General features: G+C 64.8%; 19 protein-coding genes and 1 riboswitch. Of the genes, 16 read left to right on the top strand and 3 right to left on the bottom strand.

Going from position 1 to position 21,908, the window contains the following annotated elements; all coding sequences use genetic code 11:
- Positions 1 to 6 precede the first annotated feature (6 nt).
- A riboswitch (cobalamin riboswitch) is annotated at positions 7 to 194 on the top strand.
- Positions 195 to 332: 138 nt separating this feature from the next.
- On the top strand, positions 333 to 2,285 hold the full coding sequence (locus tag ACW18B_RS14005) for a TonB-dependent receptor plug domain-containing protein (RefSeq protein WP_492047638.1): 1,953 nt from the start codon (positions 333 to 335) through the stop codon (positions 2,283 to 2,285).
- Between the two features lie 104 nt (positions 2,286 to 2,389).
- Positions 2,390 to 3,871 carry a cobyric acid synthase gene (locus ACW18B_RS14000; RefSeq protein WP_492047637.1) on the top strand — a complete coding sequence of 494 codons (1,482 nt, stop codon included), beginning with the start codon at positions 2,390 to 2,392 and terminating at the stop codon, positions 3,869 to 3,871.
- Positions 3,872 to 3,899: 28 nt separating this feature from the next.
- On the opposite strand, the gene ACW18B_RS13995 is transcribed toward ACW18B_RS14000, so the two are convergent.
- Positions 3,900 to 4,697: a transglutaminase-like domain-containing protein gene (locus ACW18B_RS13995; protein WP_492047636.1), complete on the bottom strand. Its 798-nt coding sequence runs from the start codon at positions 4,695 to 4,697 to the stop codon at positions 3,900 to 3,902.
- Positions 4,698 to 4,782: 85 nt separating this feature from the next.
- Positions 4,783 to 5,934 carry an aldose epimerase family protein gene (locus tag ACW18B_RS13990; RefSeq protein WP_492047635.1) on the bottom strand — a complete coding sequence of 384 codons (1,152 nt, stop codon included), beginning with the start codon at positions 5,932 to 5,934 and terminating at the stop codon, positions 4,783 to 4,785.
- A gap of 368 nt (positions 5,935 to 6,302) precedes the next feature.
- On the opposite strand from ACW18B_RS13990, the gene ACW18B_RS13985 reads away from it, so the two are divergent.
- The 14 genes from ACW18B_RS13985 to gspN all read left to right on the top strand — a co-directional run bounded on the left by ACW18B_RS13985 (position 6,303) and on the right by gspN (position 21,111).
- Entirely contained in the window at positions 6,303 to 7,847 is a 1,545-nt protein-coding gene (locus ACW18B_RS13985; protein ID WP_492051728.1) for a beta-helix domain-containing protein, read from the top strand.
- An 85-nt stretch (positions 7,848 to 7,932) separates the two neighbouring features.
- Positions 7,933 to 10,608: a TonB-dependent receptor domain-containing protein gene (locus tag ACW18B_RS13980; protein ID WP_492047634.1), complete on the top strand. Its 2,676-nt coding sequence runs from the start codon at positions 7,933 to 7,935 to the stop codon at positions 10,606 to 10,608.
- A gap of 260 nt (positions 10,609 to 10,868) precedes the next feature.
- Positions 10,869 to 11,234, top strand: a complete 366-nt coding sequence (locus ACW18B_RS13975) for a type II secretion system protein N (protein WP_492051727.1) — start codon at positions 10,869 to 10,871, stop codon at positions 11,232 to 11,234.
- The gene (gene gspD, locus ACW18B_RS13970; protein ID WP_492047633.1) at positions 11,231 to 13,282 is read left to right on the top strand and encodes a type II secretion system secretin GspD; all 2,052 of its coding nucleotides are present in this window, start codon (positions 11,231 to 11,233) and stop codon (positions 13,280 to 13,282) included. Before ACW18B_RS13975 ends, gspD begins: the two co-directional genes overlap by 4 nt.
- Positions 13,279 to 14,754, top strand: coding sequence for a type II secretion system ATPase GspE (gspE, locus tag ACW18B_RS13965; RefSeq protein WP_492047632.1), 1,476 nt, complete (start codon positions 13,279 to 13,281; stop codon positions 14,752 to 14,754). The genes gspD and gspE overlap by 4 nt, the downstream gene beginning before the upstream one ends.
- Positions 14,741 to 15,952, top strand: a complete 1,212-nt coding sequence (gene gspF, locus ACW18B_RS13960; RefSeq protein ID WP_492047631.1) for a type II secretion system inner membrane protein GspF — start codon at positions 14,741 to 14,743, stop codon at positions 15,950 to 15,952. Before gspE ends, gspF begins: the two co-directional genes overlap by 14 nt.
- Positions 15,953 to 15,963: 11 nt before the next feature.
- Entirely contained in the window at positions 15,964 to 16,416 is a 453-nt protein-coding gene (gspG, locus tag ACW18B_RS13955) for a type II secretion system major pseudopilin GspG (protein WP_492047630.1), read from the top strand.
- Positions 16,379 to 16,888 (top strand): GspH/FimT family pseudopilin, encoded by a 510-nt coding sequence (locus tag ACW18B_RS13950; RefSeq protein ID WP_492047629.1) that lies wholly within the window; start codon positions 16,379 to 16,381, stop codon positions 16,886 to 16,888. Before gspG ends, ACW18B_RS13950 begins: the two co-directional genes overlap by 38 nt.
- Complete coding sequence (gene gspI / locus ACW18B_RS13945; RefSeq protein WP_492047628.1) at positions 16,857 to 17,240, top strand: type II secretion system minor pseudopilin GspI; 384 nt, start codon at positions 16,857 to 16,859, stop codon at positions 17,238 to 17,240. The genes ACW18B_RS13950 and gspI overlap by 32 nt, the downstream gene beginning before the upstream one ends.
- Entirely contained in the window at positions 17,237 to 17,824 is a 588-nt protein-coding gene (gene gspJ, locus ACW18B_RS13940; protein ID WP_492047627.1) for a type II secretion system minor pseudopilin GspJ, read from the top strand. Before gspI ends, gspJ begins: the two co-directional genes overlap by 4 nt.
- Positions 17,821 to 18,795: a type II secretion system minor pseudopilin GspK gene (gene gspK / locus ACW18B_RS13935; protein WP_492047626.1), complete on the top strand. Its 975-nt coding sequence runs from the start codon at positions 17,821 to 17,823 to the stop codon at positions 18,793 to 18,795. The genes gspJ and gspK overlap by 4 nt, the downstream gene beginning before the upstream one ends.
- Positions 18,792 to 19,883 (top strand): type II secretion system protein GspL, encoded by a 1,092-nt coding sequence (gene gspL, locus ACW18B_RS13930; RefSeq protein WP_492047625.1) that lies wholly within the window; start codon positions 18,792 to 18,794, stop codon positions 19,881 to 19,883. The genes gspK and gspL overlap by 4 nt, the downstream gene beginning before the upstream one ends.
- Positions 19,880 to 20,359 carry a type II secretion system protein M gene (locus ACW18B_RS13925; protein ID WP_492047624.1) on the top strand — a complete coding sequence of 160 codons (480 nt, stop codon included), beginning with the start codon at positions 19,880 to 19,882 and terminating at the stop codon, positions 20,357 to 20,359. Before gspL ends, ACW18B_RS13925 begins: the two co-directional genes overlap by 4 nt.
- On the top strand, positions 20,356 to 21,111 hold the full coding sequence (gene gspN / locus ACW18B_RS13920) for a type II secretion system protein N (protein ID WP_492047623.1): 756 nt from the start codon (positions 20,356 to 20,358) through the stop codon (positions 21,109 to 21,111). The genes ACW18B_RS13925 and gspN overlap by 4 nt, the downstream gene beginning before the upstream one ends.
- Here the strand turns inward: gspN and ACW18B_RS13915 are convergent.
- Positions 21,079 to 21,840 carry a prepilin peptidase gene (locus ACW18B_RS13915; RefSeq protein ID WP_492047622.1) on the bottom strand — a complete coding sequence of 254 codons (762 nt, stop codon included), beginning with the start codon at positions 21,838 to 21,840 and terminating at the stop codon, positions 21,079 to 21,081. The genes gspN and ACW18B_RS13915 overlap by 33 nt on opposite strands.
- Between the last annotated feature and the right edge of the window lie 68 nt (positions 21,841 to 21,908).

The following is a 21,908-nucleotide window of genomic DNA, read 5'->3' as shown; positions in this document are numbered from 1 at the left end:
GTCTATAGGGCTGCTCGCGCGTCAGGTTCCTCGCAAGAGGATGAATAGGGAACGGGGTTTAAAACCCCGGCTGCCCCCGCAACTGTAAGCGGTGAGCTTACGCGTCACATGCCACTGGGACCTCGGTCCTGGGAAGGCGACGCGCCAAGCCTAGACCCGTGAGCCAGGAGACCTGCCCGGCGCAGTCGTTCATCGTCCGGCCGGGGTGCGCCGAACGAACGGGATTTCCCGCGAAACGACATGTCAGTCAGGCCGCGTCGCGGCCTTTGGCCTCGGCGTGTCTGCACGTTCGCGGCTGGAGGACGTGCGCGGGTCATTCAAAGGGAAAGACCATGATCCGAGCGCTTCTGTGCTCCTCCGCACTCTCCACTACCCTGATCGCCGGCGCCGCTATGGCCGACGAGCAACGGGCTCCTGAAACCGACGTCGCCGGCAAGACCGGCGCGACCGCAGTCGCTGAACTTGTGGTCACCGCCACCCGCTCGCCGCAACCGATCGAAAAGGTCGGGGCCTCGATCAGCGTGCTGACGACCGAGGCCATCCAGGCCAGCCAGGCGATCTCGGCGGTTGAATTGCTGGCCCAGACGCCCAGCGTCACCTTCGCCCGCAATGGCGGCGTGGGTTCCGCCACCAGCCTCTATATCCGCGGCGCTGAAACCCAGCACACCGTGGTGCTGATTGACGGCGTGAAGCTGAACGATCCGTCCTCGACCCAGGGCAGCTATAACGCCGGCAACCTGCTGATCGGCGATGTCTCGCGCATCGAGGTCCTGCGCGGCGCTCAATCCACCCTGTGGGGCAGCCAGGCCATCGGCGGGGTGGTCAACATCGTCACCGCCGAGCCGACCGAAGCTTTCGAAAGCAATGCCAGCATCGAGGGCGGCGCGCGCGACACCGCCTTTGTCCGCGCCGGGGCCGGCGGGGTGACCGAGCGCGTCACCTGGCGTCTGGCGGGCAGCTATTACACCACCGACGGCTTCTCGGCCTATGCGCCGGGCAAGGAGAAGGACGGCTATCAGAACACCGGCGTCTCGGGCCGCGTGCGGGTGGCGCTCAGCGACAATGTCTCGGCCGAAGTTCGCTCGGTCTATTCCTATGGGCGGGTCGATTTCGACGGCTTTGGCGTGGATTCCCCGGAGTTTGGCCGCACTGAGGAACTGGTGATCTATACCGGTCTGAACTTCGCCCTGCTGGACGGTCGCTGGAACAACCGCCTAGCCTACGGCTACACCGACACCGATCGAGAGAACATCAACCCGGCCCGCCCGGCCGTGCCGCTGAGCTTCGACGCCATCGGCAAGAACAAGCGCTGGGAATACCAGGGCGCCTTCGCCGTGACGGACACGGTTACGGCCTCGTTTGGCGCTGAAAGCGAGCGTTCGCGAATGGCCGTTCGCTCGCCCAGCACAAGTGCGCCCAATCCGGCGTTTCGCACGGGACGGGTTAGTTCAGACAGCGTCTATGGCCAGCTTCAGGCCGAGCTCGTTCCGGGGCTGACCTTGACCGGTGGTCTGCGCTACGAAGACCATGACACTTATGGCCGCCATACCCTGGGTCAGGTCTCGGCCGCCTGGGCGTTGAATGAGGGCGCCACGGTTCTGCGCGCCAGCTTTGGCCAGGGTTTCCGCGCGCCGGGCCTCTACGAACTCTACAGCGAGTACGGCAATCTGGATCTGAAGCCGGAAAGCTTCGACAGCTGGGACGCCGGCGTTGAGCAGCGCCTTCTGGGCGGCAAGGCCAAGGTTTCGGCGACGCTGTTCAAGCGCGAAGCGGACAACGAGATACGCTACTTCTCGTGCAGCTACACGGCGACCGACGCCCTGTGCAATCCGGGCGGCGCCCTCCGGTACGGCTACTACAAGAACCTCCAGAAGACCGAGACCAAGGGGGTGGAGCTGATCGGTCAGCTTGAGGTTACGGATCGCCTGACCCTGAGCGGCAACTACACCTATACCGACGCCGAGAACGCCTCCGGCGCGTCGGCGGGCAAGCAACTGACACGGCGGCCCAAGGCCCTGGCCAATCTGTCTGCGAGCTATCGCTGGCCGGTCGGCCTGAACACGGCGGTCGCCGCGCGGCATGTTGGCAAGACGTTCAACAATGAGGCCAATACCGTCGCTGTCAGCGGCTACACGCTTGTCGATCTGCGGGCGTCCTATCCGATCAACGAGACGCTCGAAGTCTATGGTCGGATCGAGAACGCCTTCGATAAGGACTATCAGACGGTCCTGAACTACGGGACTCCCGGACGCGGCGCTTTCCTGGGTGTTCGCGCCAAGTTCTAGAGTCTGAACGACGCCGCTGTTCCGCGCGGTGTGTCACGCGCGGCGGTCGCCCAAGAGCGATCGCCGCGTTTGGCCAATGTGGTGCTCATCGCCGGAGGACGATCATGGCCGCCTTGATGATCCAGGGGTGCGGCTCGGATGTTGGCAAGTCGGTGCTGGTCGCCGGCCTCTGTCGGCTGTTCGCCAATCGGGGGCTGAGCGTACGGCCGTTCAAGCCGCAGAACATGTCCAACAATGCAGCCGTCACCGCCGACGGCGGCGAGATCGGTCGGGCGCAGGCGCTTCAGGCCATGGCCTGTCGCACGCCGCCGACCGTCGATATGAATCCGGTGCTGCTCAAGCCGCAAAGCGACGTGGGCGCCCAGTTGATCGTACGGGGCCAGATGGCGGGGACCTGGCAGGCTCGGGGGTATCAGGACCACAAGCTGGCCTTGCTCGATACCGTGTTGGAGAGCTACCGGCGTCTTGAAGCCGAATGCGACCTGGTGATCGTCGAAGGCGCGGGGAGTCCTGCCGAGGTCAATCTGCGCGTCGGCGACATCGCCAATATGGGATTCGCGCGCGCCGCCGATGTTCCGGTCGTACTGGTCGGCGACATTGATCGGGGGCATGTCATCGCGGCCCTGGTGGGGGCGCATGTCGTGCTCGACGCCGAGGATCGCGCGATGATCCGGGGATTTCTGATCAACAAGTTCCGGGGCGATCCGTCGCTGTTTGACGACGGGCGAACCGAGATCGTGCGGCGCACGGGCTGGGCGGATCTAGGCATGGCGCCTTGGCTGGCGGCGGCGCGGTCCTTGCCGGCCGAGGATGCCGTGGTGTTGGATCGAGCCGTTCAGGGCGGGCGCCGGCGGCTACGGATCGTGGCGCCGATGCTGTCGCGGATCGCCAATTTCGACGATTTTGACGCCCTTCGTCTGGAGCCGGACGTGGAATTCAGCTTCGTTCCTCCCGGGCAGCCGCTGCCGGGCGACGCTGACCTGGTGATCCTGCCGGGCACCAAGGCGACCCTGGCGGACCTGGCCTTCCTGCGCGCCCAGGGCTGGGATATCGACCTGATGGCGCACGTTCGCCGCACTGGGCGGGTGCTGGGCGTTTGTGGCGGCTATCAGATGCTGGGCAGGACCCTGAGCGATCCTACCGGCGTCGAAGGACCACCGGAGACGGTCCAAGGCCTCGGGCTGCTGGATGTCGACACGGTGCTGACCGGAGACAAGGTGCTGGCGCCGGCATCGGGCCGACTGCTCTCCTCCGGCGCGCCTTTCGAGGGCTATGAGATGCATGTCGGCCGTACGACGGGCGACGCCCGGGCCATGCTGATCATGGACAACGGCGCGACGGACGGTGCGCTGTCACCTGATGGGCGGATCATGGGCTGCTACGTCCACGGCCTGTTCAATCAGGGATCGGCGCGTGAGGCTTTCCTGGCCGAAATGGGCGCGGCGTCCGATGGACTGGACCAGGCCGTGCGCGTCCATGCAGCGCTGGACGGGATCGCATCGGCTCTGGAAGAGGCCTTTGATATCGACGCCTTGTCGAGCATTGCCGGCCTGGACGCCGTTGCGCGCCGTTCCGGTCAGTCCTGATCTCAGCGCGGGCTGTGGCCTCAACGTGTCAAGCTGCCGGCCGCTGGGCCAGCCGTTCGTGAATCGAGAAGCTCTGGGCCACGAGTTGCGCGGTTCCAAAGATGGTCATGAAGGCGATGTCTGCGGCGTCGCGCCCTGTCGCGACGCGCACCAGACCCTCCAGCGGCGCTAGCCCCGTGGGGTCGATCAAGCGCCATCGGCCACCCAGATAGACCTCGGCGACGGCGTGCAGATCAGCCGGTTCAAGGCGCCACGCATAGGCGCTGACCGCTCGCGCGGGAATATCGGCGGCTCTGCAAAGGGTGATCGCGAGGTGGGCGAAGTCGCGACACACGCCGGCGCGATCGACAAAGGTGTCACGTGCTGTGGTGGCCGCGTCGCTGACGCCGGTCTTGTAGTCGATGTGCTCGGCGATCCAGGCCAGGATGGCGGCGACCTGGGCGCCACCGGTCAGCGTCCCGAATTCCCGTTCGACAAAGCGCTCAAACTGGTCGGACGGGCAATATCGGCTGGCGCGAAGATAGGGCAGGGCGTCCCCTGGCAGATCGCGGATGGCTGTAGCAGCCGCGCCCTGCAGTTCTGGAAAGCGCTCGGCCACCTCTATATCGGCGGAATAGTCGATATCGACACGGCCGCTGGCGGTGAAAACGGCGCGGCGCTCGCCGCTATGGTCATCGTCCAGCCGCGCGATCTGAGCGGTCGGCGATAGGATCAGGGCCTCGCTGTGGATCGTCTGGCCGCTTCCATGTGCGGCTTCTATCAACAGCAACACCTCGCACGGCGACGTGAAGTCATAGGTGAGCTTGGCCTGAATATCGAACCGCATGGGCGTCTCCACGATCCGATCAACGCGCCATGGCAGCGGGCGTTGCGCACCTTACTCCGCGTCGCACGGATCGGAGCCGACAGCTCTATTTTTCGACGGTGAGCCTGAAGATCATCGTGTTGCGATAGGTCTGGCCCGGATCGAGACGAACCGGCGCAAAGGCGGGTTGATTGGGCGCGTCAGGGAAATGCTGGGGCTCCAGCGCTATGCCGTCGCCCTGACGATAGATCTTGCCGCTCTTGCCGATGGTCGTGCCGTCGATGAAATTGCCAGCATAGACCTGGATGCCGGGTTGATCGGTCAAGATCTCCATGGCGCGGCCGCTCTGAGGGTCGGAGAGACGGGCGCCAAGACGAGGTTCACCGCCCGAAACGCCTCTCAGGACGTAGTTGTGATCGTAGCCGCGGCCGATGACGATCTGCGGATCGCTGGCGTCGCGAATGCGTTCGCCCACCGTATGAGGCGTTCGAAAATCAAAGGGCGTTCCGGCCACCGGGGTCGTCGCGCCGGTCGGGATCAATTCGCCGTCCACGGGCGTGTAGCCGTCGGCCTCCAGGGTCATCACATTGTCCATCGCACCCTGGGGTGAGCCCTCGCCCGCGAGATTGAAAAGCGCGTGGTTGGTGAGGTTGACGATGGTCGGCTTGTCGGTGGTCGCGCCATAGGTGACGGTCAGCTGGTTGTCTTCATCCAGAGCGTAGGTCGCCGTCGCGGTCAGGGTTCCTGGGTACCCCTCGTCTCCGTCTGGACTGATATGGGCGAAGGTGACCGAGGCCGTTGGGCCTCGCTTCACCTCGAGCACCTTCCACACGACCTTGTCGAAGCCCTTGGTTCCGCCATGAAGGGCGGCGACGCCATTGTTGTTCAGCGCCAGCTGGTATGTCTTGCCGTCGAGCACAAAGCGCCCCTTGCCGATGCGGTTGGCGAACCGTCCGACAGAGGCGCCGAAATAGCTGGCGTTGCGGACATAGGCGTCGATGTCGGCGAAACCCAGAACGATGTCGGCGGGTTTGCCGGCCCTGTCCGGAGCGACGAGGGACTGAAGGGTCGCGCCATAGGAGATGATCGTCGCGCTGACGCCGTGGCCGTTGGTCAGTGTCACCGCCTCCACGGCTTCCCCCGATGAGGTCTGGCCGAACGGCTTGCGCGCATAGTCTGCGGCGACGGCGCTCCCCAACGGCGCGGAAACAGCGGCGGCCAGAATCGCGCCTTGTACGGCCAAGCGCCAAATCTTCATGGGTTTCCTCGTCGCCAAATGGGGTTGCGGTTCGGGTTATTCTAAAGACCGCCTCATCAAATATACTCAGACAAATAGGCAGGGCGCAACCAGGGCGGTGAGGGGACCAAGGCTGGGGTGACCTCTCCGAACTTGGCTGCGTGCGCAAGCTGATGACGAAACGCGAGGCCGAAATTGGCGGCCCTGGCGCATCATCGCTCCGCCCCAGAGATTTCATGACTGCACAAAACAACGCCGCAAGTTGCGCTTGAGGTCCAGGGCGCCGGGTCCCGTTGCGGTTCGGAAAAACTGTCACAGTTGCTGACTATAGCTCTCCCAAGACACGGATGCTGGCGTTCGTGGCGGCATGGAAAATCAAGGGGGCTCCCGTGAAGCTGTATAAGAACCTAATCCTCGTGGGTTGTAGCGCGATGGCGCTCGCTGGTTGCGGATCGGACGATATCTCGTCGCCGGGCACGGGCGGCAATGTCACCATCAACAACCCGACGACCCCGACGACCCCGACCACGCCCGGCACTGGCTCCGGCTCCGTGACCGCAGCTTCGGGCTGCCCGACCATCGCCGATCCGCAAGGCCTCAAGGACGACGGCACGATCACCGGTCCGACCGGCTCGTGGCGCGTCTGCACCTTGCCCTCGCGCATCAACAAGTCGATCACCCTGACCAAGATCCCGGGCCTGCTCTACCAAATGGCCGGTCGCGTTGACGTCGGCACGGACGGCGGCTTCACCAAGACCGCGGCTGACACCAACGTCACCCTGACCATCGAGCCCGGCGTGATCGTCTATGGCGGCACCGGCGTTTCGTGGCTGGCCGTCAACCGCGGCAACAAGATCAGCGCCGTCGGCACCGCGACCAAGCCGATCATCTTCACCAGCCGCGACAACGTTCTGGGCCTCAACACCGAAACGTCCCAGGGCCAATGGGGCGGTGTGGTTCTTCTGGGTCGCGCCAAGATCACCGACTGTAACTTCGGTTCGACCACGGCCGGCACCTGCGAGCGCTCGACCGAAGGCTCGGCTGACGCGGCGACGTACGGTGGCGGCGACAACACCGACAACAGCGGTCAAATGTCCTACGTCCAGATCCGTTATTCGGGCTATGTTCTGGGTGCGGACAAAGAACTTCAGTCGCTGACCACCGAGGGCGTCGGCAGCGGCACCAAGCTCGACCACATCATGAGCTTCAACAGCTCGGACGATGGCGCTGAATTCTTCGGCGGCAACGTCAACATGAAGTACTATGTCGCGGTTGGCGCGGACGATGACAGCCTCGACAGCGACACCGGCATCACCGGCAACTTCCAGTACGGTCTGCTGATCCAGCGCGCTGGCGCCGGCGACGCCCTGATGGAAATCGACAGCAACGGCAACGAAACCCAGGATCCGCGCCAGACCCTGAAGCTCTCCAACTTCACGATGGTCCAGGCCCAGGTCAGCAGCAGCAACGAAGCCAACGACCAGGCCTCGATCCTGATCCGCGGCAACTCGGATGTGACCTTGGCTAACAGCGTGATCTTCACGCCGAACAACGAATGTCTGCGCCTCAACGGTTCGGGCACGGTTCCGACCACGCTGACCGCTCGCTCGGTCGTCATGAGCTGTAATGCGACCAAGTACCTGGGCAGCGGCACCTATAACGCCGCCGCCACGGCGACGGCGTTCGGCACGGGCGCCAACGGCAACAACGACGCGTTCACCTCGACCCTGACCAAGGTGTTCATCAACGGCGCCAACGAACTGGCGGCTGCCGTGTTCGATGTGACCGGCCTGGGCTCGTTCTTCAGCGCCACCACCTACGTCGGCGCCGTCAAGGACAGCAATGACACCTGGTGGGCCGGCTGGACCTGCAACAGCGGCGCGGCGGACTTCGGTACGACCAGCACCAGCTGCACCTCGCTGCCGACCACCTGACAAGCGACTGAACTCTATCGGAGGGGGTGGCCGGAACACGCGGCCGCCCCCTTTTTACCCATCTAATTTTCCGGGGGGATCGGATATGATCACGCGGCGGCTCACGTCCTTGTTGCTGCTCTCGACGGCGCTCTCGATGCCTTCCTGGGCACTGGCGCAAACTGCATCCTCGTCTGCCGCGCCTTCGGGCGGGGGCGTCGCGGCCGCCGAGCCGCAGGCTCAGGCGGAGCAGCAAGAGCAGACTGATGTTTCCATCCCCGGGATGGTTTCCGAAGTGGTCATCACGGCCACGCGCAACGGCAATATCGTAAAGACCGGCTCGCAGGTTGTGACGGTGCTGTCGGCGGCGGAAATCGCTCGCACGGGCGAAGGCAATATCGCCGGCGCCCTTAGCCGCGTGACCGGTCTTAGCCTGGTCGGCAACGGCTATGTCTATGTCCGTGGTCTGGGCGACCGCTATTCGCTGGCCCTGCTCAACGGCTCGCCGTTGCCCAGCCCCGAGCCGCTGAAGCGCGTCGTTCCGCTTGATCTCTTTCCCAGCCGCGTCATTGCATCCTCGCTCGTGCAGAAGAGCTATTCAGCCAATTTCCCGGGCGAATTTGGCGGTGGCGTGATCAACCTCACGACGAGGGCCATTCCGAAGGAAGCCTTCCTCAGCGTCGGCGGCTCTGTTTCGGCTGACACCGAAACCACCAACCAGCTCGGCTATTCCTATTATGGAAGCAAGACTGACTGGAGCGGATACGACAACGGCAACCGTGACACGCCGTCCGCCCTCGGCGCCTTCTTCGCCAGCGGTGAACGCATCAGCTCGGGCAAGGTCGACACGGCGGCGATCGCCGGCCAATTGGTCACCGGTCGCAACGCTGTGCTCCAGACCTGGAACCACCTGCCGGCGAACTTCTCCGTCGATGTGACGGGTGGCAAACCCTTTGACCTGAACTCGGTCGATCTGGGTGTGATCGCCACGGTCGGTTACAGCAACAAGTGGTCATCGCGCAGCGCGCTTAATCAGAGCTCCCTGCAGTCGGATCTGGCGGAGAAGGAATCCGATTTCCGTCGCGTGACGACCAATAATCGCGTGGTCCTGAACGGCCTCGTTGGAGCGTCGCTGGGCTTTGGCGACAATACGATCCGCTGGACCAATCTGTATGTCCACGACACGCTCAAACATGCGCGTCTTGGGGTCGGCAACCGCCACGGCACCACCGTCGACTTCATGCAGCAGGACACCGCCTGGTACGAACGTCAGCTAGCCGACACGCAAATTGTTGGTGAATTCAAGCCGACAGACAAGATCAACGTCGATGTTCGCGCCAGCTTCGCCAACACCAAGCGTGAAGCGCCGGCCGAACTGTCCTTCGAATATGTCCGCACCAACGTCGCGTCGGACCTCTACGGGCAGTACTATGTCAACCGCCTGAACAACGGTAACGGCGGTGACGCGACGATCAGCTATTCGGATCTGAACGAAGACCTCCTGTCCGGCGGTGTGGATGCGACCTACAAATTCGCGCCCGGCTATTCCGCGACGGTCGGCTATGCCTATCTCGACACCGACCGGACGAGTTCTCGCCGGGATTTCCAATTCCAGGCCCCGAACACCTTCCCGCGTGGGGTCGATATGTTGCGTCCTGACCTCCTCTTGGGGCCGGCGGTTATCGACAATTTCGACGTCGTTCTGGTGGAAACCAATGAAGGCAACCCCGCCTTCCGGGCGACGTTGCGCAACCACGCCGCCTACGCCAAGTTCAACGGCTCGCTGTTCGATGTTCTCGAATATGACGCGGGTGTGCGCTACGAAACGGCAAAGCAGGAGGTTTCGCCGATCCAGGTGTTCAACACGCCTGGCGCGTCTCTGGCGGCGACCAAGCTTGACGAGAACTACTGGTTGCCGTCCGCCACTCTGACCTGGCACCTCAATCCCGAGATGCAGCTGCGCGCCAGCGCTTCCAAGACGATTGCCCGGCCTCAGTTCCGGGAACTGATCTATCAGTTCTATTTTGATCCGGAGAGCAACCGCACCTATCGCGGCAATCCCCTGCTGATCGACAGCGAACTCACCAATGCCGAGGCGCGCTACGAGTGGTTCTTCGATCGCGATCAACGCTTCACCGTCGCGGGCTTCTACAAGCAGATCAACCATCCCATCGAGACCTATGTCTCGGGCGACGACTTCACCACCAGCTTTGCGAATGCGCCGAAGGCGGATTTGTATGGCGCTGAATTTGAAGTTCAGAAGTCTTTCGACCTGTCCGATTGGAAGGGTGATTTCTGGGCGAACAAGCGCTTCGTGACCTCGGCGAATTACACCTTCTCAAAGTCGAAACTGAAGGTCTCCGCTGGCGATTCCGTCGCGGCGTTCGCGGCGAGCTCGACCATCGCAACCGACTACTTCCGCGACGGTTCGCCGCTTACGGGGCAGTCGGATCACGTGGCCAATATCCAGCTGGGCCTTGAAGACTCCGACCACCTGTCACAGCAGACCCTGCTGTTCAACTATGCCAGCAAGCGGGTCACAAGCCGTGGTCTGGTGAACAGTGGGCAACCGGACGCTTTCGAATATCCGGGCGTCACAATTGATTTCGTTGCTCGCCAGGGCATCGAGCTGATCGGTCGCGAAATCGAACTGAAGTTCGAAGCGCGCAATCTGACCGGACAAAAGCATGAGGAGTATCAATCCTCGGGTTCAAACCGGATTGATATCAACACCTACACCACGGGTCGGGTCTTTTCCCTTTCCGCCCAGGCCAAGTTCTAAAATGCTGTCGAGGAGGGGGTTTCCCCCTCCTCGGCGCCCATGGACGCCGGCTCCTATCGTGACCTGAACAACGCTCCCATTCATCCGAATGAGGAGCGTTTTTCACAATACCGTCTTCAAACCGTCGCAGATCTGCGGCGCCGGCGCGGTACTCCCAATTGTCGGAAGCGACCAGTCGGCGGGCCCCCTTGAACCTCATTGATCTTGTCCGCTCGCCGAGTCCGAGGCTGGTCCTGGCGCTTGAGATCGCGCTGGTCCTGGTGCTTGGCGTTCAATCGGCTCGCCTGGTCTGGTCAGTGGCTACGCCGTCGGCGGCTGTATCGGCGCCCGTCATGACTTCCCGCCCTTCCGTCGATCTTGGCGTTCTGGCCCGCTTTGACGCCTTTGGCTCGGCCAGTGCAACGACGCGCAGCCAAGCCAGCGACACGTTCCGGCTTTTCGGCGTGCGCGCCGGCGGCGCTGGAGGTGGATCAGCGATCATCGCCGGAGCGGACGGCGTGCAGAAATCCTACGCTGTCGGTGAGACTGTCGCCGATGGTGTCGTCCTGGCCTCGGTCGCTGCGGATCATGTTGAGCTGTCCCGCGGCGGCGCGCGCACCACCCTCTCGTTTCCGGAACGTCCATGACCAAGGTCCATTCGCCGCGAACCTCTGTCCTGGCCATCGCTGCGGCCTTGACCCTGGGCTTTGCCGTCTTGCCCACTGCGCCGGCCATCGCTCAGACGCAGGTTCTCAATGTCCAGGACGCCGACATCCGGGTCTTTATCCAGGATGTCGCCAAGTCGACGGGCACGACCTTCATCATTGATCCGCGCGTCAAGGGGACCGTGACGGTCGCCAGCAACGGTCCGCTCAATCGGCGCGAACTGTTCGAAGTGTTTCTGGCGACCCTGCGGGCCAATAATTTCGTGGCCACCCCGGCGGGCAACGGGACCTATCGTATCGAGCCCTCTGAAAACGCCGCCCGTCAGCCCAGCACGGCCGGCGGCCAGTTCGCGACCGAGGTGTTTCGCCTGCGCACCCTCGATGCGGCCAGCGCCGTCGAAATGCTCAAGCCGTTGATCGGTCCCCAGGGTCAGGTGGTGGCCAATCCACGCGGCGGTTCCGTCGTCGTGGCGGACTATGCCGACAATGTGCGCCGGATCCGCGGGCTGCTCGCCCAGATCGACCAGGACCGGGCTGCGGTGCACACCGTCACCCTGACCAACAGTTCGGCGCGCGAAATCGCCCAGGTGGTCAATGACATCATGGCTACCCCGGGCGGGGACGGTAAAAGCGGACGCGGCGCTGTGACCGTGGTCGCGGTCGAGAGCAGCAATTCGGTGTTGTTGCGCGGCGATTCGGATGCTGTTCAACGCCTGTTGCCGATCATCTCCGACCTGGATCGCCGCGCCGAGTCCAGCGATGACGTGCGGGTGGTGTTCCTGCGTCATGCCAATGCCGAGCAGATGCTGCCTGTGCTGCAACAGTTGGTGGGGCAAAGCACCGGTGTCGCGACTGGAACGTCGTCTCGATCGCTGGGCGGCTCGAGATCCGCGAGCGGAACGTCGAGTACGGCCACCGCCAACACCGCCAACACCGCCTCTTCTTCGCCCTCAAGCGGGGCTCAGGCCAGCGTGGCGCGCTATCCCGGAGCCAACGCCCTGATCATCAGCGCGCCGCCGGAAACTCAGCGCACCCTGGCCGAAGTCATCCGCCAGTTGGATGTCCGCCGCGAGCAGGTTCTGGTCGAGGCCATCGTGGTCGAGGTCACCGACAGCACCGCCAAGCAGTTGGGCGTGCAGTTCTTGCTGGGCGGCGCCAACGGCACGATCCCGTTTGTCGCCACCAACTACACCAACACGTCGCCCAGCCTTCTGCCGCTGGTGGCTGCGGGCGCCAGCACAAAGACTGATGCCACTTCAGACAGCTTGACCTCCGTGCGCGACGCCGCCGTCAGTTCGTTATTGAACGCTTCGGGTGTGACTGGCGGGGTTGTCGGTCGCAGTGGCGATCTGCTGTACGGGGCGATCATCAATGCGGTGAAGAAGGATGGGGGCTCCAACCTGCTGTCGACGCCGTCGATCATGACGTTGGACAACGAAGAGGCCCGGATCCTGGTCGGTCAGGAAGTGCCGATCACCACTGGCGAGGTGCTGGGCGACTCCAATTCCAATCCCTTCCGCACCATCCAGCGCCAGAACGTCGGCATTCAGCTGGAGGTCAAGCCGCAGATCAACGCCGGCGGCGGCATCACCCTGTTCCTGCGTCAGGAAGTGTCCAGTGTCGCGGGGCCTGTCAGTGTCGGCTCCAGCGAACTGATCATCAATAAGCGCGAGATCGAAACCACGGCACTGGTCGACGACGGAGACATTGTCGTGCTGGGCGGACTGCTCGATCAGCAGGAAACCTCGTCGGCTCAGCGCACCCCGGTGCTCGGCGACATCCCGGGCCTGGGCGCGCTGTTCCGCAGCACGGCGCGCGAGCGAAACAGAACCAATCTGATGGTCTTCATCCGGCCCCGCATCATTCGCAGCGTCGACGACGCCCGCAATGTCACCGCGCCCCGGTACGACTACATGCGCAACTTGCCACCCATGACCACACCTGAGGGCGACAACTCGCTCGACGCTGTCCTGCGCGACTATCTGAACGCGGCCCGTCCCGTCGCCGCAGAACCGACCGCATCGCAATGACCGCGCCCATGCTCGCCTATGGCTTCGCCAAGCGTAATGGCGTCGTCTTGCTGTCCCTGGGCGAGCGCGCTGTGGTGGGCGTTCGGGAAGGCTATGACCCCGTTGCCTTGGTCGAGGTGCGTCGGGCGATCGGTCTGCCCCTCGCCATCGAGCCGATGTCGCCGCCGGTGTTCGACCGCAAGTTTTCCGAAGTCTATGCTGGCGCCGGCCTCGCTTCGGCCTCCAGCGCCGACAGCCTGAACCTCGAGGGCGGACTGGGCCTGTTGCTCGAGGACATTCCGGCGGCCGCAGACCTGCTGGATCCCCAAGATGATGCGCCGATCATCCGACTGATCAATGGCCTGATCGCCGAAGCCGTGCGGCTGGGCGCCTCGGACATCCATATCGAGCCTTTCGAGCAGGCCTTGATTGTGCGCCTGCGTATTGATGGCGTGCTGAGCGAGGTCCTGAGCCTGTCGCCTCGCATCGCCGCAATGCTGGTATCGCGGGTCAAGGTGATGGCCAAGCTGGATATCGCCGAGAAGCGTCTGCCTCAGGATGGCCGGATCTCCCTGGCGCTGGGCGGCAAGAGCCTGGACGTGCGCGTCTCGACCCTGCCGGCCCGCATGGGCGAACGGGTGGTCATGCGGATCCTCGACAAGGACCAGGCCGGTCTGCGTCTGGCCGATCTTGGCATGTCGCCCGCCGTCCTGACCGCGCTTGAGGCGGCTGTCCGCGAACCGCACGGCATTATCCTGGTCACCGGCCCCACAGGGTCGGGCAAGACCACGACGCTCTATGCCGCCCTGGCGGTGTTGAACGACAACAGCCGCAATATCCTCACCATCGAGGATCCGGTCGAATACGCCGTGCACGGCATCGGCCAGACCCAGGTCAACACCAAGGTCGGCATGACCTTCGCCGCCGGCCTGAGGGCCATTCTGCGTCAGGACCCCGACGTGGTCATGATCGGCGAGATCCGCGACTCCGAAACCGCCCAGATCGCTGTCCAGGCTAGCCTGACGGGCCACTTGGTGTTGTCGACCGTCCACACCAATGACGCGGCCGGCGCTGTTGTCCGTTTGCGCGACATGGGGGTTGAGCCCTTCCTGTTGGCCTCGACCCTGCGGCTGATCATCGCCCAGCGCCTGGTGCGTCGACTGTGTGAACATTGCCGCGTTCCTGAACCCGCGGACGCCTCGACGGCGGCGCTGATCGGGGTGACGCCGGGCGCCATTCTCCATCGCCCGGTCGGGTGCGCGCACTGCGCTCACACGGGCTATCAGGGGCGGATTGGCATCTATGAGGCCATTCGCGTCGACGACCGGCTGCGCCGCCTGATCGGCCAGAACGCCACCGAACAGGAAATCACCGCCGCGGGCCTCGATCGGGATTTGGGCGAGGAAGCGCGTCGCTACATTCTGGCGGGTCTGACAACCGTCGAAGAGGCGTTGCGGATCACGGGGCAGGGGGCTCGTGATGGCGACGTTTGACTATGTCGCCCTCGATCTTGCGGGCCGAACGCGCCAGGGCCAGGTTCGGGCTGGCGACGAGGGCGCAGCTATCGTCCAACTGGAGCGTCGCCGTCTCGCCCTCGTGAAGATCGCCCCGGCGGCCGCCAAGTCACCGCAGCCCCTGACGAAGGCGTTCGGCGCGGGTCTCGGCGCGAAGGACCGTTCGATGTTTACACGCCAACTGGCGACGCTGACCACGGTTTCGACCCTCGAAGAGGCCTTGCGCACCCTCGCCCTGCAGGCGGACAAGCCCAAGCTCAAGATCGTGGTCGGCCAGGTTCACGCCGCAGTGCTGGAAGGCCATCGTCTGTCGGACGCCCTGGCTCGGCCGGCCAAGGCCTTTCCCCCCCTCTATCGGGCCATGGTCTCGGCCGGCGAGTCCTCCGGGGCTCTGCCAACGATCCTGGATCGCCTGTCGGATCTGCTGGAACAGCAGCAGCAGGTCCGGGCCAAGATCACCACCGCACTGGTCTATCCGATCGTGCTCGCCGTGGTCGCCTGCCTGGTCGTTGCGGCCCTGATGATCTTCGTGATCCCCAAGGTGGTGGAGCAGTTCGACTCCATGGGGCAGACATTGCCGCTGCTGACCCGCATCGTCATCGGCGTGTCGAATGGCCTGCAACACTTTGGCTGGCTGATCGCCCTGATCGTGGCTGGCGGAGTGATGGCCTTCCTGCGCGGCCTGCGCAATCCGGGTTTCAAGCTGCGGGTCGACCGGATGCTGCTGCGCACGCCGATGCTGGGGCGGCTGATCCGCGACGTCCATGCCGCCCGCCTCGCGCGGACCCTCGCCACCATGATCGCCAGCGGCCTGCCCCTTCTGGAGGGCCTGATGCTCACGGCCGGCACGGTGCGCAACGCCGTGCTGCGCAGTGCGATGGACGATATGGTCGCAGCCATTCGCGAAGGCGGCGCCCTGTCGGTGGCCATGCGCCGCGCCGAGGTCTTTCCCCCGGTGCTGATCTACATGACCGCCAGCGGTGAAAGCAGCGGGCGCGTCGAGACCATGCTGATGCGGGCCGCCGACTATCTGGAGCGCGAGTTCGACACTTTCACCGCCACGCTCCTGAGCCTGCTGGAGCCGGCGATCATCGTCCTGCTGGGCGGCGTGGTGGCCACGATCGTTTTGTCCATCCTGCTCCCCATCCTGCAGATCAACACCCTGGCCTTGAAGTAGGAGGCACAGCCATGCCGACCCTCGATCCCAAGAAGACACGCCGCCGGGCGCGACAAGCCGGCTTCACCCTGGTCGAGATGATGGTGGTCATCGTGATCCTGGGTCTGCTGGCCACTGTCGTGGCCATCAATGTCCTGCCCAGCCAGGAAAAAGCCATGAAGGGCAAGGCGCGCGCCGATGTATCGGTCCTGGAACAGGCGCTGGAGGGCTATCGCCTGGATAATTTCAGCTTCCCGACCACAGAGCAGGGTCTTCAGGCTCTGGTCGCGCCACCGCCAGGCCTGACCCAGGTCGATCGCTACCGGGAGGGCGGCTATGTGCGCCGTCTGCCCAAGGATCCCTGGGGCAACGCCTATCAGTACCGCGCACCGGGCGCGCACGGGGCCATCGACGTGTTCTCGTTCGGCGCGGATGGTCGCGAGGGCGGTGAAGGCAAGGACGCCGACATTGGCAACTGGAGTTGAACCCGGGCGCCTGACAGCGCGGCGCGCGGCCCGGGCCGGCTTTACGCTGGTCGAGCTGATGGTGGTGCTGGTGATCATGGGGCTGCTGGCCACCGCCGTGATCCTGACCTTGCCGGACGGCAGGATCTCGCTGGCGCAGGAGAGCGAGCGCTTCGCCGCTCGCCTTCTGCGCGCGCGCGAGGAATCGTTGCTGGCCAATCGTCAGGTTCGCGTCAGCGTGTCCTCTTCAGACTACCGTTTCGACATCCGCGATGGCCGCGACTGGCGCGCTCTGGATCAGGCGCCGTTTTCGCCGACCCCCTGGGTGGACGAGACCCAAGTGTCGGCGCTGGACGGCGAACGCGCCGTCGTTTTTGAACCCACCGGTCAGGCCAGTGGAGCCGAGTTTACTCTGGGACGCGGCGCCGCGGGCTATGTGGTCAGCGTCGACATCGCCGGGAATGTTGCTGTCCATGCCACGCGCACGCTCTGAGGCGGGGTTCACCCTGATCGAGCTGTTGGTCGCCCTGGCGATCTTCAGCCTGGCCGTGCTCGCACTGATGAATCTGGCGGGCGAGAACACGCGGGCCGGTGGACGCCTGCAGGACCGCATCCTGGCCGAGGTGGTGCTGGACAATCGCGCCATCGAGACCGTGACCAGTGTTGCGCCGCCCGCCCTGGGCCAGGCGGCCGGCGCGGAGCAGGTCGCGGGCCGTCCGTGGCTGTGGACCCGGCAGGTCAGCCGCACGGCCGATCCGGATATTCTGCGGGTTGATATCGTCGTCACGACGCCGCGCTCGCGCCAGCCAGCGGCGGCGGCGACCCTGTTCAGGGCCGCTAAATGAAGGGCTTCACCCTGATCGAGATGATGGTGGCGCTGCTGATCTTCGCGCTCATCACCACAGCCGGGGTTGCGGTGATGAGCTCGACGCTCGCCAACCAGAGCGCTGTGCGCATCAGGGTCGAACGGTACGCCGAACTTCAGAGGACAAGAGCCATTCTCAAGGCCGACCTGTCGCAGGCGGCTTCGCGCCGAACCCGCGGCGAGGACGGCCAGCCGGCTCTGACCGCCTTCGCCGGGGTTAATCCCTGGGTTCCTGGCCCGCTCCTGGCCTTTACCCGGCGCGGCTATGAAAACCCCGACCGCGCGCCCCGCGCCTCGATGCAGTACGTCGAATACGCGCTGGTCGAAGGGCGACTGGAGCGTCGGGCTCGGCCGGCCCTGGACGGCGCACGCCTAGGCCCAGCCCAGGTGCTGATAACCGGCGTCGACAGCGTGCAGTCGTCCTATTTGTTCGATGGCGTCTGGCGCCCCACCTGGAAGGGTGACCCGACGTCGGACATACCCACCGCTGTGCGCCTGGACATGACGCTCAAGGATCTGGGCGAGATCGACCAGCTGTTCCTGACCTCGGGGGAAGGGCGATGAGGCCCGCGCATGAGAAAGGCGCCGCGCTGCTCACGGTGCTGTTGATGGTGGCCGTGATCGCGGTGATCGCCATCGGCGTTCTGGATGATATCCGCTTCGGCGTCCGTCGCACCTTCAACGCCCGCGTCGCCAGTCAGGCGCGCTGGTACGCCCTTGGGACCGAGCAACTGGCTCGTACCCGAATCGCCAAGTTGATGGATCGCGACGCAGGCAAGACGACGCTGGAAGGCGGTTGGAACGGGCGGCTTATCGCGTTTCCGATTGATCAGGGCCAGATGCAGGCCAGGCTGACCGACGCCACCGGTTGCTTCAACCTCAACAGCGTTGTCGAGGCCAATCAGGGCGAGCCTTTCCGGCGCCGCGAGCTGGGCGTGCGACAGTTCACAGCCCTGATGTCGCTGATCGGCGTGCCGGGCGGCGCCAAGCTGGCGGAGACCCTCGCCGACTGGATGGACAGCAACGACGTCGGTCAGGCCGACGCCGAGGACACGGGCTACGTCAATTTACCGGAGCCTTACCGGACAGCTGGCGGCCCCCTGGCCGAGGTCAGTGAATTGCGCGCGGTGCGCGGGTTCACTCCCGAAGTTTATGCGGCGCTGCGGCCCTATGTCTGCGCCTTGCCGACGACCGACCTTTCGCCGATCAACATCAATACGCTCCCTCCGGAGCGGGCGCTGTTGCTGACGGCCCTGACGGAGGGGCGGATCGATCGCGAACTGGCTCGCCGGGTCCTGGTCAGTCGTCCCGCCCAGGGCTGGCCCGACGGTCAGGCCTTCTGGGGACAACAAGCGCTGCTCGCCACGCCGCCCGGCGATGTGGTGCGCGATCAGGTGCGCTTCCGCACCCGGTTCTTCGCCCTCGACAGCCAGGTTGTCTTTGCGGACATGCCGGTGTTCATGACCTCACTTTTCGAAACCCCCTCGGCCAGTACGGTTACGCTGGTCGCGCGGCGTTGGACCTCCGACGAATGACCTTGCTCCGCCTCCTGATCCTGCCGCCCGAACCCGGCGCGCCGCTTGAATTGCTCGAAGCCAAAGGTGCGACGGTCACCCGGCGGCTGCTTGGCCCTGACGAACATCTGGATAGCGCCGCGCCGGTGACCCTGATCGTGCCGGGCGCAGAGACCGTGGCGCGATGGATGGATTTGCCGGGAGGAAGCCAGGCCCAGGCGCGATCCGCAGCGGCTTTCCGCATCGAGGACGAGGTGGCGCTGGGCGGAGATGATCTGCATATCGCTGTCGGCGCCGCAGATCATAACGGGCGCACTGTGGTGGTGTGGACCGCGCGTGGAAAGCTGCAAGCCTGGCTCGACGCTGCGTTCGCCCATGGCGTGACGCCTCAGGCTGCGATTCCCGACTATCTCCTGCTCCCTGAAGCGGAGGATGGTCAGTTGGTCGTCGCCCCGTTCGGCGCGCAACTGGCGTTGCGAGAACCGGGCCGGGCGTTCAACGCCGATCCTGAACTGGCGGCTTTGCTGGTTGAGGGCCGTCCTCATCGCTACATCCCGACCGAAGACTTGGATCCTTGGCTGATCGCGGGCGCGCGCGCGCCGCTGATCAATCTGCTGCAGGGGCAGTTCGCCATTGGCAACGGGTCTTCTCAGCGGAATCTGAGGCGTCCCGCCATCCTGGCGGCAGCCGTGGTGATCTCGCCGTTGCTGTTGCTGGCGGTTCAGATCACTCATGACCAGATCAGCGCGCAGGCGATGGAAGGTCAGGCCGCCCGCTTGGCGGTTTCTCTGGTTCCTCAGGCGTCGCGTTATGAGGACTCGGCGGGCTACGCCCTGACGCGCCTGGCGGCCGCCCAGGGCGGCCGGGGCTTTGGTGAGCTCTCGGCCAGCTACCTGACCATGATCCAGTCTGCCCCGGGTGTGACGCTGGATACACTGGTCTATGGCGAAGAGGGGGCGATCCGTTCGGCCGTGAGCTACGCCAACTATTCCGACATGGATCTGCTTCGGACGGCGGCCAAGCGACTGGGCCTGGAGCTGACCGAGCAAAGCACTGTCAGTGAAGGCGGGCGCATCAGCAGTGATCTGATCGTCAGGAGAAAGCCATGAACGGACGAGTCGAGGCCGCCCGTCGCTGGTGGCTTTCCCGCACGGCACGCGAGCAGGTGATGCTGGCCGTCATGGCCGTCGCCTTGGCGGCGGTTGTCGGCTGGTATGGCGTTCTGACGCCCCTGGCAGCGGCTTCCAAGGCCGGGCAGGTCCGCCTTGAGCGCGCTTCTTCGCGACTGGCCAGCCTGCGGACCCTGGCTCCCGCCGGCGCGCGTTCAGGGCCGGCCAGCACTGCGTCCCCTCAGGCCCTGGTCGAGGCGGCCGCGAGCAAGGTTGGCCTGCCCATCGCGCGCCATCGGCAGGACGCCAACGGCCGGTTCACGATCTGGATCACATCGATCGACGCCAAGATCCTCTTGCCCTGGGTGGCGGCTCTGGAGCGCGAGGGCGGTGTGACGGTCACCGATTTCACCGCCTCGCGGCTGGACAGCGGTGTGGTCGAGGCCGAGATCACCTTTGCCAGGGCCGTTCGATGACCAACCGCGTTCTCATTGCGCTTCTGATCGCCGCCAGCCTGGTCATGACCTTGCTGCTGGCGCCCATGCGCCTTCTGGTTTCTGGCCTGGGTGGTTCCAGCCTTGTGAGCATGTCCGGCGTCAGCGGGACGGTCTGGAGCGGCCGGCTGAAGACTGTCGTACTCGCGGGCGCGCCCATCGGGACCTGGAAGGCCGGCCTTGATCCGTTGCCCCTGTTCGACAGGCAGGTTCGGGTGCTGTTGAAGCAGGACAAGGCGGACTCCAATCAGCGCGCTGTTCTGCTGATGGGGCGCCGCGACATAGGCGTTGCGCGCCTGAACCTGCGGACGTCTGTCGACCTGAGTGGTTTGGGCATTCCGCTCAATGGCGACATCGCCCTCAAGGACGTTACGGCTGCCTTCAGAGAGGGGCGCTGCGCCGGCGCGCGAGGGGATATTCGTTTGAGGCTGATCGGTGAAGGACCGTTACAGGGCGCCGTGCTGAACGGCGTGTCCGCCTGCCGCGACTATAGCTGGGCCACCAGTCTGACGGGGCGATCGGGAGACGCCGACCTGACCCTGACCGCCCTTGTCGAGCCGACAGGGCGCTATCAGCTGGAGATGGCGGTGGCGACCACGGATGCGGACCTGATCCAGGGTTTGCTGGCCAGCGGCTTTTCGAAGGACGCGACCGGCGCGCGACGGACCGTCAATGGCCGTCTTTTCCCGCCGCCGACGGCGTCAGCGGATCAGGGTATGAAGCGGACCCCATAGCCAGGTCAGCCAGGCGCCGATCGCCAGGAAACTTCCAAACGGCAGTTGCTCATCGGGTGAAAGCCGCCGGCGGACGATCGCCTGGGCGGCGGCTACGCTCAGACCGGCCACGCAGCTCCAGACCAAGACAGACGGCAGGCCTTGCCAGCCCACCCAGGCCCCGATTGCGCCGAGCAGGCGGGGGTCGCCGCCGCCTAGACCCTCATGGCCCCGGATGCGTTTATAGAGCCAGGCGATCAGCGCCAGGCCGCCATATCCCACAGCGGCGCCGAGCAGCGGCGTCCAGAAGGGTACGCTCGTCAGCCAGAGGGTCAGGACCAGGCCCGCCAAGCCCAGGGGCAGGGTGAGGAGGTCGGGGAGCCAGAGATGCTCGGCATCAATCACGGCGATGAGCAAAAGCACCCAACCGAGCAGAGCGGTGGCCGGAATCAACGGCCCGCTCTGGCTGAGGGCGCTCCACAGGGCAATGAGAAAGCAGGCGACTTCCAGAAGCGGATAGCGCGGAGGGATTGCGGCCTGACAGGTCCTGCAGCGTCCGCGCAGAGCCAGGTAGCTGACCAGGGGAAACAGATCCACGACGCCCAGAGGGCGATTGCAGGACTCGCAAGCGGATCGTGAGACAGCCCAGGCGCGGCCGGCCGGGAGTCTCAGGGTCAGCAGACCGATGAAGCTGCCCATGAAAGGGCCAAGAACGAGAGTCGCGACAGCCGGTAGATCGTCGAGGGTCAAGCCACGTAACCTTCCGCCCTGGCCATCTGGCTCAGGCCAGCACCGCGCGGACGCAAGACGTCCGCGCG

It is taken from the genome of Caulobacter sp. FV2ps19 (genome assembly GCF_058681035.1).
This window is presented reverse-complemented; position numbering and strand designations above follow the sequence as displayed.